At 71.2% G+C, this 12,880-nt stretch carries 14 protein-coding genes and 1 tRNA gene; 8 read left to right on the forward strand and 7 right to left on the reverse strand.

Annotation, left to right across the window (positions count from 1 at the left end; all coding sequences use genetic code 11):
- Window positions 1-147: 147 nt before the first annotated feature.
- Together FHR90_RS17275 and FHR90_RS00010 are read right to left on the reverse strand one after the other, a co-directional pair.
- Window positions 148-684 (reverse strand): type II toxin-antitoxin system HicB family antitoxin, encoded by a 537-nt coding sequence (locus FHR90_RS17275; protein WP_183274547.1) that lies wholly within the window; start codon window positions 682-684, stop codon window positions 148-150.
- A 224-nt stretch (window positions 685-908) separates the two neighbouring features.
- Window positions 909-984: transfer RNA gene (locus tag FHR90_RS00010), tRNA-Ala, on the reverse strand.
- A gap of 128 nt (window positions 985-1,112) precedes the next feature.
- Here FHR90_RS00010 and FHR90_RS00015 point away from each other — a divergent pair.
- Window positions 1,113-1,448, forward strand: coding sequence for a YggT family protein (locus tag FHR90_RS00015; RefSeq protein ID WP_176625619.1), 336 nt, complete (start codon window positions 1,113-1,115; stop codon window positions 1,446-1,448).
- On the opposite strand, the gene FHR90_RS00020 is transcribed toward FHR90_RS00015, so the two are convergent.
- From FHR90_RS00020 to FHR90_RS00030, 3 genes are all read right to left on the reverse strand, one after another.
- Window positions 1,433-1,699, reverse strand: coding sequence for a DUF3297 family protein (locus FHR90_RS00020; RefSeq protein ID WP_176625617.1), 267 nt, complete (start codon window positions 1,697-1,699; stop codon window positions 1,433-1,435). The genes FHR90_RS00015 and FHR90_RS00020 overlap by 16 nt on opposite strands.
- Window positions 1,700-1,731: 32 nt before the next feature.
- Window positions 1,732-2,796 (reverse strand): purine-nucleoside phosphorylase, encoded by a 1,065-nt coding sequence (locus tag FHR90_RS00025; RefSeq protein WP_176625615.1) that lies wholly within the window; start codon window positions 2,794-2,796, stop codon window positions 1,732-1,734.
- A gap of 75 nt (window positions 2,797-2,871) precedes the next feature.
- Window positions 2,872-3,156 (reverse strand): hypothetical protein, encoded by a 285-nt coding sequence (locus FHR90_RS00030; protein WP_183274548.1) that lies wholly within the window; start codon window positions 3,154-3,156, stop codon window positions 2,872-2,874.
- Between the two features lie 178 nt (window positions 3,157-3,334).
- Here FHR90_RS00030 and FHR90_RS00035 point away from each other — a divergent pair, with 178 nt between their 5' ends.
- Both FHR90_RS00035 and FHR90_RS00040 read left to right on the forward strand, forming a co-directional pair.
- Complete coding sequence (locus FHR90_RS00035; protein ID WP_221188181.1) at window positions 3,335-4,744, forward strand: MATE family efflux transporter; 1,410 nt, start codon at window positions 3,335-3,337, stop codon at window positions 4,742-4,744.
- Window positions 4,741-6,879: an ATP-binding protein gene (locus tag FHR90_RS00040; RefSeq protein ID WP_266152884.1), complete on the forward strand. Its 2,139-nt coding sequence runs from the start codon at window positions 4,741-4,743 to the stop codon at window positions 6,877-6,879. Before FHR90_RS00035 ends, FHR90_RS00040 begins: the two co-directional genes overlap by 4 nt.
- A gap of 36 nt (window positions 6,880-6,915) precedes the next feature.
- Here FHR90_RS00040 and FHR90_RS00045 read toward each other — a convergent pair whose 3' ends face one another.
- Window positions 6,916-7,866 carry a polyprenyl synthetase family protein gene (locus FHR90_RS00045; RefSeq protein WP_176626375.1) on the reverse strand — a complete coding sequence of 317 codons (951 nt, stop codon included), beginning with the start codon at window positions 7,864-7,866 and terminating at the stop codon, window positions 6,916-6,918.
- A gap of 246 nt (window positions 7,867-8,112) precedes the next feature.
- Between FHR90_RS00045 and FHR90_RS00050 the strand changes: the two genes are divergently transcribed.
- The gene (locus FHR90_RS00050) at window positions 8,113-8,886 is read left to right on the forward strand and encodes a tRNA1(Val) (adenine(37)-N6)-methyltransferase (protein WP_183274549.1); all 774 of its coding nucleotides are present in this window, start codon (window positions 8,113-8,115) and stop codon (window positions 8,884-8,886) included.
- Between the two features lie 67 nt (window positions 8,887-8,953).
- Window positions 8,954-10,324, forward strand: coding sequence for an FAD/NAD(P)-binding protein (locus FHR90_RS00055; protein ID WP_183274550.1), 1,371 nt, complete (start codon window positions 8,954-8,956; stop codon window positions 10,322-10,324).
- A gap of 15 nt (window positions 10,325-10,339) precedes the next feature.
- On the opposite strand, the gene FHR90_RS00060 is transcribed toward FHR90_RS00055, so the two are convergent.
- Window positions 10,340-10,795: a MarR family transcriptional regulator gene (locus FHR90_RS00060; RefSeq protein ID WP_266152885.1), complete on the reverse strand. Its 456-nt coding sequence runs from the start codon at window positions 10,793-10,795 to the stop codon at window positions 10,340-10,342.
- 113 nt (window positions 10,796-10,908) lie between these two features.
- Here FHR90_RS00060 and FHR90_RS00065 point away from each other — a divergent pair, with 113 nt between their 5' ends.
- The 3 genes from FHR90_RS00065 to derI all read left to right on the forward strand — a co-directional run bounded on the left by FHR90_RS00065 (window position 10,909) and on the right by derI (window position 12,869).
- Window positions 10,909-11,334: an organic hydroperoxide resistance protein gene (locus FHR90_RS00065; protein ID WP_176623642.1), complete on the forward strand. Its 426-nt coding sequence runs from the start codon at window positions 10,909-10,911 to the stop codon at window positions 11,332-11,334.
- Between the two features lie 219 nt (window positions 11,335-11,553).
- Entirely contained in the window at window positions 11,554-12,399 is an 846-nt protein-coding gene (locus FHR90_RS00070) for a DeoR/GlpR family DNA-binding transcription regulator (RefSeq protein WP_176623640.1), read from the forward strand.
- 2 nt (window positions 12,400-12,401) lie between these two features.
- Window positions 12,402-12,869: a D-erythrulose-4-phosphate isomerase gene (gene derI / locus FHR90_RS00075; RefSeq protein ID WP_176623638.1), complete on the forward strand. Its 468-nt coding sequence runs from the start codon at window positions 12,402-12,404 to the stop codon at window positions 12,867-12,869.
- Window positions 12,870-12,880 lie beyond the last annotated feature (11 nt).

Below are 12,880 nucleotides of genomic sequence, written 5' to 3' on the forward strand. Positions count from 1 at the left end.
GACTACGCCCGCGCCGTCATCGAAACCGCCGGCCGAACCGCTGCGCAACCTGACGGCTCCGCGCTTCGGCCTCTTGCACCCGCCATCAACGATGGCTCAGATCAAGACAGGACTCTCGCTTCCGCTGGATGAAAAACGGGGGTCACGTCACCGGCAGGTAACGCGGGCAGCAAGAACCTTGCGTGGCAGCGTGATGTTGACGCGCTCTGCCGAGCTGTCGAACAGCGCCGGATCGACCTCGACGACCCCAACCACCCAGCCGGCCCACTGCGGATCGGTGCGCACTGCATCAATCCGGGACGGAGCAGGGATCGCGGCCCCGCGATCGAGTGCGTCCTCGATCCACAGGGCAGCGGCCTCTCGAACGTTGGTGACAGCGTCATCGAGAGTGTCGCCGGCCGAGAAGCATCCCGGCAGATCCGGAACTGCCACGCCGAACGCCGTATCGTCGTCGCCGACCTCAATCATGATGGGATAGCGCATCTCTGTGTCCTCCGCCGGGCTCGGCTCAATTCGGCCTGCTTGCGATTGCGGCGACCAGACCCTTGCCGAGATCCTTCTTCGGGGCGGCACCGTGATCGGATGAGCGTGGTCGGGATGCCGGACAATGTGGTGCGACCCACGGACCCGGACCTCGACCCAACCGGCTTTCTTCAATTCACGGATCAGGTCGGTGCTGCCCATGTGACTATTACACACACCGTGTGTTGGCGCGTCGATCGAAGATACACACGGTAAGTATCACTCGACACCAGCCGATGCGTCAGATCGACGAAGCCACTCGGCTCAACCGCGATGTCCGATCTGGCGCGACCAGGTCTCTGCCGAGCCATCCCGGACATATGACCGCCACAATGCCCTGGGAAACAAGGCCAGGCGGTGCTTTTCGGATCGTGCTGGACACGGCGTGGTGGAGCTGAGGGGAATCGAACCCCTGACCTCCTCATTGCGAACGAGGCGCTCTCCCAACTGAGCTACAGCCCCGCCGTGCGGATGCGGGTTCTAGACGAACGCGGGGGCAAGTCAAGCGTCGTAAGCGGGGTTTGTTTGCCTCGCGCGCGCCGCGCGGCTAGGGTCCGCGCCCCATCCTCCTGCGCCGAGCCTCCCATACCGTGATCGTCTCGCTCTTCGCCCTGCTGTTCCTGCTGATCCGGCTCTACAGCTGGGTGCTGATCATCATGTGCATCTACAGCCTGCTGCTCGCCGCCAACGTGCTCGACCGGCACAACCGGCTGGTGTGGGGGATCGGCGATTTCCTCTATCGGATCACCGAACCGGTGCTGGCACCGATCCGGCGCATCCTGCCCGATACCGGGATGGTCGATCTCAGCCCGCTGGTGCTGATGCTGGCCCTGCGCTACCTGCTGATCCCGGCCCTGCTGTGGATCGAAGGCTCGATCCTGATGCATTCGGCCGGGGTCGGGTATGGCGGCTATTCGGGGTTCTGAGCCCCCGGTCCGGCGTCGTCACGGAACCAGGCTTCGACCGGGCCCTGCAGCTTCATCGTCATCGGCTGGCCGCGCCGGTTGAGCGAGGTGCCGACGGCGACGCGCACCCAGCCCTCGGAGATGCAGTATTCCTCGACATTGGTCTTCTCGACACCCTTGAAGCGGATGCCGACGCCGCGCTCGAGCAGGGCGGCGTCGTGGAACGGGCTGGTCGGGTCGGCGGAAAGACGGTCGGGCGGGGTGTCGGACATACGGGCAGGCTTTCCGCAACTGAGGGACGGGGCTAGTTCGCGGGAGACTGCTTAGCCGCGTCGCCGTGCGGCGTCCAATGGACGGCGAGGTCGCGCACCACCGGCGCGGTGGCGGCGTAGAGATTGTCGATTGAGGGGACGAAGCCGGAGAAGCCCATTTCCTTGATCTCGCCCTCCAGCATCTCAGGCGCGCTCTGCCCCGGCGGGGGCATGTCGTAGTTGCTGGCCGAACGGACCACCAGCACGCGGGAGAGATCGGCGCGGTGGTCGCGGGCGAGGAAGGTCAGCGCCTCCATGAAGCCCGCATCCTCCTCGGCGGTGGTGGTGAAGCGGCCGGCATCGTCGGTCCAGTAGCGCACCCAGCCCTCGGCCCAGTCGTTCATCCGCGCCCCCAGCCAGAAGATCGGCGAGGCGAGGGTGTCGCCCTCGATCACCGCGGGCGGCTTCTGTGCGGCGGGAAAGCCGACATAGCGTGCGCGGCCGGCGGCGAGCTTCGGGTCGTCGGGCAGGGCGACCTGGCTGCTGATGGCATAGGCGTGGGCGAGCAGGGCGGGGTCGATGGTGAACACCGCGTCCCCCCAAACCGAGCTGATCGCCGGGCGGGGCTGGGCGTCGGGGCGGGCGGCCTGCATCGGGGTGAAGCCGTTGGGCCAGTCGGCGGGGATCTCGCGCGCGTCGATCTCGTGCGCGAAACTGCCATCGACCACATGCGGCGCCCAGGCCACCGAGGCGACCGAGCCGGCCTTCGGGTCGATGCCGCCGATCCCGGCCAGCACCCAGTAGGCGTGCGAGAGGTCGAAGCGCGGGTCGTGGCCGAGGGCGGTGATCGAGCTGGCGGCGCGTGCGGGGCCCTCGCCGGTGACGATGCCGAGCACCTTCGTGGCGGGATCGTAGCGCAGCGGGTGATAGCCGGCGGGGAAGGCCAGGGTCTGCGGCAGCGGGAACCTGGTCACCCAGTTCTGGAACTCGCCCGGCACGTCGCCCGCATCCGCGCCGAGCTCGAAGGTGGTGACGACCACCACATGCACCGGGATCGGCGCGGCGATCGCCATGGCGGGCAGCAGCAGGGCGAGACACAGCGACAGCGGGCGCAGCATGGACCGGGTTCTCCTCGGATGGGGCTGCGTCCATCCTAGGGAACCTCGGGGCGGCGCGGGAAGACAGCCCGTGGTTCAGGACCGGGCGGCGGTGCGCTGCGGCCGGCGTTCGATCTCGGCACGCAGCTCGGCGGCGAGGGCCGGGTTGGCGCGGCGGAGCTGGCGGATGCGCTGGATGCCGCCCAGGGTCGGGCTGCGCTCCCAGGCCTCGAAGAACAGCAGGTCGGCCTGGGCGCCGCGCGTGGAGGCCGACAGGGCGCGACGCACGGCATCGGTGGAGGCAGCCACCGCCTGGCTGCCGGCGGCGAGCATGACCTGCAGGGTCATCGTCGGCGGGGTTCGGAAGTCGGGGTTGCGCATCGTCGGACGTCTCTTCTGGTCTGTACTCTGTGGCCGGGGCGGAGGTTGCCGTGTCCCAACGCCTGCGCGAACGCGACCCGATCGGGGCGGCTGCCTGCCGCAGCGAAAATAAACCGCCTTGACAAAGCCTCGGCCCGACCGCTCATCACCACCGCCCTGCCCGGAAGCCCCGCCCGACTTGTCCGCCCGCCCGCCGCCGCCGCGCGCCTCCGCGCCTGCCCGTTTCGTGACGGGCAGCCTGCTGCGCCATGTGGTGGTGATGAGCGGCAGCGGCGCGATCGGGCTGCTGGCGATGTTCGCGGTCGACCTGATCAACATGATCTACATCGCGCACCTGCCGGACCGGCGCGAGATGGCGGCGATCGGCTTTGCGGCCACGGTGGGCTTCTTCCAGCAGGCGCTGTCGATCGGGCTGACGGTCGGCGTGGTGGCCAGCGTCGCGCGCGCTCTGGGGGCGCGGCGGCGTGGACGCGCGCGCAGGATCGCGGCGAGCGGCACGGTGGCGATGGTGGCGGCCTCGATCGCGGTCGCGGCACTCACCATCGCGCTGCGTCGCCCGGCACTGCATCTGCTGGGCGCGCAGGGGGTGGTGGCCGATCATGCCGCGCGCTTCCTGCTGGAGACCGCCTGCGGGCTGCCGGGGATGTATCTGGGCATGCTCGGCTCGGGGCTGCTGCGCTGCGCGGGCGACGCGCGGCGCTCGATGACCAATGCGCTGGCCGGGGCGGCGACGAGCGCGCTGCTCGACCCGCTGCTGATCTACGGTCTGGGCCCGTGGTCCGGCTGGGGGCTGGACGGGGCGGCGGCGAGCACGGTGCTGTCGCGCAGCCTGGTGGCGTGGCTCGGCATGGGGGGTGCGCTGGGCGTCCATCACCTGGTCGGCCGGCCACGCGCCGGGCGTCTGCGCGGCGATCTGCGCCAGATCGGCGTGGTGGCGGGGCCGGCCATCGCCACCAATCTCGCCACCCCGTTCGGCACCGCGGTGACGACGCATGTGATGGCGCGCTTCGGCGTGGCGGCGGTGGCGGGACAGGTGACGATCGACCGCATCTCGATCTTCGCGTTCGGCTTCGTCTATGCGCTGACCGGCGCGGTGGGGCCGATCATCGGGCAGAATCTCGGCGCGGGACGGCCGGAGCGGGTGCGCGGCACGCTGCGGGCGAGCTTCGCGGTGACCATCACCTGGGTGCTGGGGGCGTGGGCGCTGCTGGCGGCGGGCTGCCCGCTGGTGCTGCGCGCGTTCTCGGCCAGCGGCGAGACGGCGGCGCTGATCGCGCTGTTCTGCCACTGGCTCGCCGGCAGCTTCATCTTCACCGGCTCGCTGTTCGTCGCCAATGCGGCGTTCAACAATCTCGGCCGGCCGATGCTGGCGACCGCGTTCAACTGGGGACGGGCGACGCTGGGCACGGTGCCGTTCGTGCTGCTGGGCGCGCAGTGGGGCGGGGCGCCGGCGGTGCTGGTCGGGCAGGGCGTGGGTGCGACACTGTTCGGGATCGCGGCGGGGGCTGTCGCGTTGAATCTGGCTGGACGTCTGCACGATGGTCGGACGCAGGGTGGCGACCCGCAACACGCCGGAGTCCGGGTGTGAATTTCCGTCTGATCAATGTGCCCGATGGCGAGCTGGCCGACCGCATCCGCCGGTTCGACTGGTCGGCGACGTCGCTGGGGCCGATCGCCGCCTGGCCGCCGGGGCTGATCTACACCGTGACGCACATGCTGCTGTCGCAGGTGCCCTATGTGCTGCTCTGGGGCATCGACGGCGTGATGATCTACAATGACGGCTACCGGAAATTCGCCGGGCCGCGCCATCCCGGCTGCCTGGGGGCGAAGGTCCGCGAGGCATGGCCGGAGATCGCCGACTTCAACGACAACGTCATCCGGGTCGGGCTTGCGGGGCAGACGCTGTCGTATCGCGGCCAGGAGCTCACCGTGCTGCGGCATGGCCGGCCGGAGCAGGTCTGGCTCGATCTGGACTATGCCCCGGTGCTCGGCGATGACGGCCGCCCGCAGGGTGTGCTGGTGATCGTGCAGGAGACCACCGAGCGGGTGCAGGCCGAGATGGCGCTGATCGACAGCCGCGAGGTCGAGCGCCGCCATGCCGAACGCGTGCAGCTCGCGCTGGCCGCCGGCGCGATCATCGGCACCTGGGTGTGGGACCTGACCGCCGACCGCTTCACCGTCGACGAGGCGTTCGCCACCGCCTTCGGGCTTGATCCCGGGCTGGGGCGCTCGGGGCTCAGTCTCGCGCAGGTGATCGCCACCGTGCATCCCGACGACCATGCCGGGCTGGTCGGTGCCATCGATGCGGCCATCGCCCGCGGCGGTCCCTATGCGCATCGTTACCGGGTGCGCCGGGCGGACGGGCGCTATTACTGGCTGGAGGCCAATGGCCGCGTCGAGCACGATGCCGATGGGGTGCCGACGCGCTTTCCCGGCGTGCTGATCGACATGGAGGAGCGCCGGGCGGTGGAGGCGGAGCGCGACGATGCGCTGGCGCGGCTGCGGCTGCTCAACGAGACGCTCGAACGCCCCGTCGCCGAGCGCTCGGAGGAGCTGCTGCGCGCCGAGGTCGCCCTGCGCCAGGCGCAGAAGATGGAGGCGGTGGGTCAGCTCACCGGCGGGCTTGCGCATGATTTCAACAACCTGCTCGGCGGCATCGTCGGCGCGCTGGACCTGATCGAGCGGCGGCTGTCGCAGCAGGACCACCGGGGGCTCGAGCGCTATGTCGGTGCGGCGCGCGACGCGGCGCGGCGGGCGGCGGCGCTGACGCACCGGCTGCTGGCCTTCTCGCGCCGGCAGACGCTCGATCCGCGACCGACCGATGTCAATGCCCTGGTCGAGGGCATGATCGAGCTGATCGATCGCACGGTGGGGCCGCAGATCACGCTCGAATGCGACCTGACGGCGAGCTGGGGTGTGCGTGTCGATGTCTCGCAGCTCGAGAACGCGGTGCTGAACCTCGCGATCAATGCGCGCGACGCGATGCCTCATGGCGGCAGCATCCGGATCGAGACGCGCGATGTCGTGCTCGACGAGGAGGCGGCCGGCGGGTTCGGCATCGGCGCCGGCGACTACCTGTCGCTGGCGATCGCCGATACCGGCACCGGCATGTCGCCGGAGACGGCGGCGAAGGCCTTCGATCCGTTCTTCACCACCAAGCCGCTCGGTCAGGGCACCGGGCTGGGGCTGAGCATGATCTACGGCTTCGCGCGGCAGTCGGGCGGGGCGGTCGGCATCGCCAGCCAGCCCGGCTGCGGCACCACGGTGACGATCCTGCTGCCCCGGCATGCGGCGGCGGCGGCGGCGATGGCGCATGGCGAGCCGCCCGCGCGCGCCGAGCCGCCGCGCGGGACGGGCCGGGTGGCGCTGGTGGTCGACGACGAGCCCACGGTGCGGCTGGCGGTGCGCGAACTGCTCGGCGAGCTCGGCTACCGCGTGATCGAGGCGCATGACAGCACCACCGGGCTCGCAGCACTGGAGGCGCCGGGCGTGATCGACCTGCTGGTCACCGATGTCGGCCTGCCGGGGGGCATGAACGGACGCCAGCTCGCCGAGGCGGGGTTGCAGCGGCGGCCGGAGCTGAAGGTGCTGTTCATCACCGGCTATGCGGAGACCACGGTGCTGCGCGATGGCGATCTCGGTCCGCGCATGGCCCTGCTGATCAAGCCGTTCGGGCTCGATGCGCTGACACGCCAGATCGGCCTGCTGGACGGGTCGGGCTGATCTCTCCGGTCGGTGGTGGGCGGCCGGGCCGCCGTTTCAGCGGTCGCGGTCGACCGTGTAGCGGGCGATGTCGGTCATCTGGCGGCGCAGTCGCGACTGAGGGAAGACGTCGAGGGCGGCGCAGGCGGCGTCGGCGTAGCGGCGGGCATGGTCGAGGGTGCGGGCGATGGCACCGCGCCGGTCGATGAGGTCGAGGGCGGTGGCGAGATCGGCCTCGGTGTGGTCGCTGTCCTCGATCACCCGGCGCCAGAAGGCACGCTCGGTCTCGTCACCGGCCTCGTAGGCGGCCAGCACCGGCAGGGTGATCTTGCCCTCGCGGAAATCGTCGCCGACGGTCTTGCCGAGACGGGCCTGGTCGGCGGCGTAGTCGAGCGCGTCGTCGACGAGCTGGAACGCCATGCCGAGATTGGTGCCGTAGGTCTCGAGCGCGATCTCCTCGGCCGCCGGGCGCTCGGCCACCACCGCGCCGACCCGGCAGGCGGCGGCGAACAGGGCGGCGGTCTTGCCGTGAATGACCTCGAGATAGCGTTCGAGGGAGGTGGAGAGGTCGTTCTGGGTGCTCATCTGCAGCACCTCGCCCTCGGCGATGGTGGCGGACGCCGCCGACAGGATCGCCATCACCCGCAGCGCGCCGTCATCGGTCATCAGCTGGAAGGCGCGGGCGAACAGGAAATCGCCGACCAGCACCGAGGCCTTGTTGCCGAACACGGCATTCGCGCTGGCCAGCCCGCGGCGCATGTGGCTCTCGTCGACCACGTCGTCGTGCAGCAGGGTGGCGGTGTGGATGAACTCGACGCAGGCGGCGAGATTGACGTGGCGGCGGATGCCGTCGGGGCCGGGCGTGTAGCCGCACAGACGCGCCGAGGCCAGCACCAGCAGCGGACGCAGGCGCTTGCCGCCGGCGGCGACGAGATGGGCGGCGAGCTGCGGGATCAGCGGGACGGGGCTGTCCATGCGCGCGACGATGGTGCGGTTGGTGGCCTCCATGTCGTCGGCGACGCTGTCGTAGAGCCGTGCGAGGGCGTCGCCCTCGGAGCGGACACCCGACGGGATGGCTGGCGTGTGGGCCTCGTGCACGGTGTCCTGCGCTTCCAAACCGATCCCTTCCCGCGGCGGCACAACCGCAAATGGCGAGAGGCAAGCCTCGCTCCGCCAGATATGAGCGGCGGCCCTGAGACGGTCAAGCACGCCCGGACCGGCGACAGCCGGCCCGCCTGCGTCTAGCCTCGCGGGATGGGCGAGGCAGAGGACGACAGCGACGGGGGCCGGCCGCAGACCCTGCTCGGCGGGCGGGTGATGCACGGCCAGGCGCGCGGCGGGCACCGGACCGGCATCGAGCCGGTGCTGCTGGCGGCCGCGGTGGCGGCGCGGCCGGGACAGCGCGTGCTGGAGGCCGGCACCGGCAGCGGGGCGGGGCTGCTGTGTCTCGCCTGGCGGGTGGCGGGCCTCGACGGGGTCGGGATCGAGGCGGATGCCGGCACGGCGGCGATCGCGCGCGACAACCTGCACGCCAATGCGCAAGGGGGGCTGCGGATCATCGAGGCGCTTCTGCCGGCGCTGCCGCCCGATCCGGGGCTGGAGGCGCCGTTCGACCATGCGTTCGCCAATCCGCCCTGGCACGAGGCGGCGTCCAGCGCGTCGCCCGAGATGCGGCGCGACCTCGCCCGGCGCGCGCCGGGCGGGCTGCTGGCGGCATGGACCGGATGTCTCGCGCCGCGTCTGCGCCGGGGCGGCAGCCTGACCTATGTCCTGCCCGCCGCGCGGCACGGCGAGGCGATGGCGGTGCTGCATGCGGCCGGGTTCGGCGGGCTGACGACGCTGCCGCTGTGGCCGAAGGCGGGGCGGGCGGCGCGGATCGTGCTGGTGGCCGGACGGCGGCTGTCGCGCGCGCCGGGGCGGCTGCTGCCGGGGCTGGTGCTGCACGAGGCGGACGGGAGCTACAGCGCGGCGGCACGGGCGATCCTGGTCGATGGCGCGGCACTGCCGACGGAGGCGACGGGACGATGAGCGCCTGTTTCAGGACGCGGACCGGGGGGCGCCTGTCGTCATGGCCGCCGGGTGGGGGTGCGGGCCGATGCCGGGCGTGTTGAAACCGTCCTCGGGCGCACCGGCCGGGCCGACGATCGCGATCATCGGCGCCGGCGCCTCGGGCACGCTGCTGGCACGCGCCTTGTGGCGGCGGGGACAAGGCTGTGTGCTGGTCGAGGCGGGGTCGGTGCCCGGGCCGGGGCTGGCCTATGCGACGCGGCATCCGGAACACGTGCTCAATGTGCGCGCCGGGGCGATGGGCGCGGATGCGGACCGGCCGGAGCATTTCATCGACTGGCTGCGGGCGCGCGATCCGTCGGCCGATGCGGCGGACTTCGTGCCGCGCGGGCTTTATGGACGCTATCTGCGGGCACTGCTCGACGAGGCCGCACCGCAGGTCAGGCAGGCGCGGGCGATGGGGCTGCGGCGCGCGGCGCGGGGCTGGGCGGTGACGCTCGACGGGGGCGGTACGGTGCTGGCGGACGAGGTGGTGCTGGCGCTCGGCCATCTGCCGCCCGCGCCACTCCCCTGCCCCGCCGACGATCCGACCGGCGACCCGACCTTGGGCGGGCATCTCCACCCCGATCCGTGGCGGCTGCGTCTGCCGGGCGGCATCGGCGCCGAGGCAGAGGTGGTGCTGGTCGGCGCCGGGCTGACCGCGGTGGACACCGTGCTCGCGCTGCGCGCCGGCGGGCATCGCGGCCGGCTGGTCGCGCTGTCGCGGCACGGGAGGCTGCCGCAGGCGCACCGGACGGTGACGCCGCTCGCCGCCCCCGCCGTGCCGCCCGGCACGCCGCCGGGGGCGCTGGCGCTGCTGGTGGCGCTGCGGCGCGCGATCGCCGGCGGGGCCGACTGGCGCGCGGCGGTCGACAGCCTGCGGCCGGTCAGCAACGCGCTGTGGCAGGCAGCACCCGAGGCCGAGCGCGCGCGGTTCCAGCGCCATCTGCGGCACCGGTGGGAGGTGGCGCGGCACCGCATGGCGCCGGCCGTCGCCGACGAGATCGACCGGCTGCGCGCGCAGGGCGTGCTGGACCTGCGGCGCGGGCGGGTGGAGGCGCTGCGGCGGGATGCGGGCGGGGACGGGCTGGTGATCGAGGCGCGCGGGCCCGAGGGGGCGTTCGCGCTGCGCGCCGACCATGCGATCTGCTGCACCGGGACGTCGCTGCGCTATGGGCAGGGCGGATGCGCGCTAGCGTCGGCGCTGTTCGCACAGGGGCTGGCGCGGCCGGGGCGCGACGGGATCGGCTTCGCGCTCACCGCCGAGGGGCGGATCGAGGATGCGCAGGGCGCGCCTGTGGCGGGGCTGTGGGCGATCGGGCCGGCGCGGCTGGGCGCGCTGTTCGAATCGAGCGCGATCCCGGAGATCCGCCAGCAGGCGGCGGCACTGGCGGCGCGGCTGACCGGGGCGGCCGGGTGAGCGTCCGGCGGTCGCTCAGTCCACCGCCGCGCTGAGCGCGTCGCGCAGGGCCGCGACCTGCGCGCACAGGGCGCGCAGGTCGGGCACCGACAGGCCGGAACGGGACAGCATCACCTCGGCCAGGCAGCCGCAATTCGCCCAGCGCGCCCGGCCGGCCTCGGTCAGGTGCAGGCGGACCTGGCGGTCGTCGCCGGGATGACGTTCGCGGGTGACCAGACCGGCCGCCTCGAGCCGGCGCACGAGCGGGGTGATGGTGCTGAGTTCGAGGCCGAGCCGGGTGGCGATCGCGGTGATGCCGCGCCCGTCCTGCTCCTCGATGGCCTGGAGCACCAGAAACTGCGGATAGGTGAGGCCGAGCCGGTCGAGCGCCGGCTTGTAGGCGCGGCCGACCGCCATCGACGCACCGTAGAGCGCGAAGCAGAGCTGCTGGTCGAGCGGCAGCGGCGGCAGGGAGGGGTCAGGATCGGCCACGGGCGGTGTGTAGCATGAAATAATTATCGCGATAATGTTTTTGCTGGACAGGGGACCACATCCGGTCCAGATTTGGTTATCGCGATAATGAACGGCGATGAAAGGTTCGATCCATGACCGTCGATGTCAAATACAGCACCACCGCCACCGCCATCGGTGGACGCGAGGGTTCCGCCCGGTCCGAGGACGGGCATCTGGAGGTGAAGCTCTCGACCCCGAGGGAGCTGGGCGGCGCCGGCGGCGACGGCACCAATCCCGAGCAGCTGTTCGCGGTCGGCTATTCGGCCTGCTTCATCGGCGCGCTGAAGGTGGCCGGGCAGCAGCTCAAGCTGAAGGTTCCGGCCGAGACCAGCGTGACCGCGACGGTGGGCATCGGCCCGCGCTCGGAGGGCGGCTTCGGCATCACCGCCGACCTGAAGGTGGAGCTGCCGGGCGTCGATCGCGCCGATGCGGAGGCGCTGGTCGCCGCCGCGCACCAGATCTGCCCGTATTCGAACGCGACCCGCAACAATGTCGATGTCGGGCTGAGCCTGGCCTGACACGCCCGTCTCCGGCGCCGACCCGCAGCCCCGCCAGCCGCATCAGCGGCCGGCGGGGCTGTGGCGTTGAGACGAAAGTGATCGTCTTTATCCCGTTTGTCGCACTTTACGACCGCATCTCCAGAGATTATGTATCGTTTGTATCGGGTGTTTTGATACATCGGCTGATACGACGATAGCCGCCGGGCGCCGGTCCGGCGATGGAGGTCGCGACAGAGCATGGCCCGGATCACGGAGACATCGGCAGTCGCCGCACGGCGGCGGGCGATCCTGGAATTCGTCATCGAGCATGGCAGCGCGCAGGCCGACGATCTGGTGCGGCGCTTCGCCATCAGCCGCATGACGGTGCATCGCGATCTCGAGGCGCTGGCCGCACAGGGGCTGATCCGTCGCGTGCATGGCGGCGTGACCACGCTGTCGGACGGGCGGATGGAAACCTCGGTCGTGCATCGCGCCCGGCATGCGATGCGCGAGAAGCGCGCCATCGCCGCCGCGGCCGCGAGGCTGCTGCGGCCCGGCGAGATCGTGGTGCTGGACGATTCCACCACGGCGGGCCTGCTGACCGACCATTTCCTGCGCATCGGCGAACTCACCGTCATCACCAACAGCCTCGGCGCGGCCAACCGCCTCGCCGGCGGGCCGGAGATCAACCTGATCGGGCTCGGCGGCCAGTACGAGCCGCGCTTCGACGCCTATTTCGGCAATCTGTGCGAGGCGTCGCTGGGGATGCTGCGGGCCAACACGCTGCTGATGTCGGTCTCGGCGATCCATGGCGTGACGGCCTTTCACCAGGAGCAGCAGGTCATCAAGGCCAAGCTGGCGATGATGGAGATCGTCGAGCGGCGGATCCTGCTGGTGGACAGCCACAAATTCGATGTCAGCGCGCTCAACCGGCTCGCGCCGCTCAGCGATTTCGACCTCGTCATCACCGATGACGGGCTGTCGCAGGGCGTGCGCGCGCGGCTCGAGGACGCCGGCATCGCCCTGCAGATCGCCACACCCGGCGACGGCATCACCCACAACGACCGCGCGATGACGGTCGGCACCAACATCGAGGGAGACTGAACATGCGCATTGCCATCGGCGGCGACAGCGCCGGCAAGGGACTGGCCGACATCCTCGCCACCCATCTGGCGAACCATCCGGGGATCGAGGTGGAGAATATCTCCGACGCCCCGCAGGGAGGCGCGGAGCTCTATGCCGGGCTCAGCGAGCGGGCGGGGCTCGCCATTCTCGACGGCACCTATGACCGCGCCATCCTGTGCTGCGGAACCGGCATCGGGGTGTGCATGTCGGCCAACAAGATCCGCGGCATCCGCGCCGCACAGACCCATGACGTCTATTCGGCCGAGCGCGCCGCGCTGTCGAACGACGCGCAGATCATCACCATGGGCGCGCGGGTCATCGGGCCGGAACTGGCCAAGAGCATCGCCGATGCGTGGGTCGCGCAGACCTTCGATCCGAACAGCGCCTCGGCGAAGAACGTCGCCGGGATCAACGAACTCGACCGGCGCTACGCCGTCGCGAACGACTGAGGCGCGCGCTT

Source organism: Endobacter medicaginis (assembly GCF_014192375.1).
Classification (GTDB): domain Bacteria; phylum Pseudomonadota; class Alphaproteobacteria; order Acetobacterales; family Acetobacteraceae; genus Endobacter; species Endobacter medicaginis.

Bases quoted from the DNA above. Each gene is read 5' to 3' on its own strand.
- FHR90_RS17275 (WP_183274547.1), bottom strand. From the start codon at position 684: ATGGGCAGCACCGACCTGATCCGTGAATTGAAGAAAGCCGGTTGGGTC.
- FHR90_RS00020 (WP_176625617.1), bottom strand. From the start codon at position 1,699: ATGTCCGACACCCCGCCCGACCGTCTTTCCGCCGACCCGACCAGCCCG.
- FHR90_RS00055 (WP_183274550.1), top strand. From the start codon at position 8,954: ATGCCGGGCGTGTTGAAACCGTCCTCGGGCGCACCGGCCGGGCCGACG.
- FHR90_RS00065 (WP_176623642.1), top strand. From the start codon at position 10,909: ATGACCGTCGATGTCAAATACAGCACCACCGCCACCGCCATCGGTGGA.
- FHR90_RS00045 (WP_176626375.1), bottom strand. From the start codon at position 7,866: ATGGAGGCCACCAACCGCACCATCGTCGCGCGCATGGACAGCCCCGTC.
- FHR90_RS00050 (WP_183274549.1), top strand. From the start codon at position 8,113: ATGGGCGAGGCAGAGGACGACAGCGACGGGGGCCGGCCGCAGACCCTG.
- derI (WP_176623638.1), top strand. From the start codon at position 12,402: ATGCGCATTGCCATCGGCGGCGACAGCGCCGGCAAGGGACTGGCCGAC.
- FHR90_RS00030 (WP_183274548.1), bottom strand. From the start codon at position 3,156: ATGCGCAACCCCGACTTCCGAACCCCGCCGACGATGACCCTGCAGGTC.
- FHR90_RS00070 (WP_176623640.1), top strand. From the start codon at position 11,554: ATGGCCCGGATCACGGAGACATCGGCAGTCGCCGCACGGCGGCGGGCG.
- FHR90_RS00025 (WP_176625615.1), bottom strand. From the start codon at position 2,796: ATGCTGCGCCCGCTGTCGCTGTGTCTCGCCCTGCTGCTGCCCGCCATG.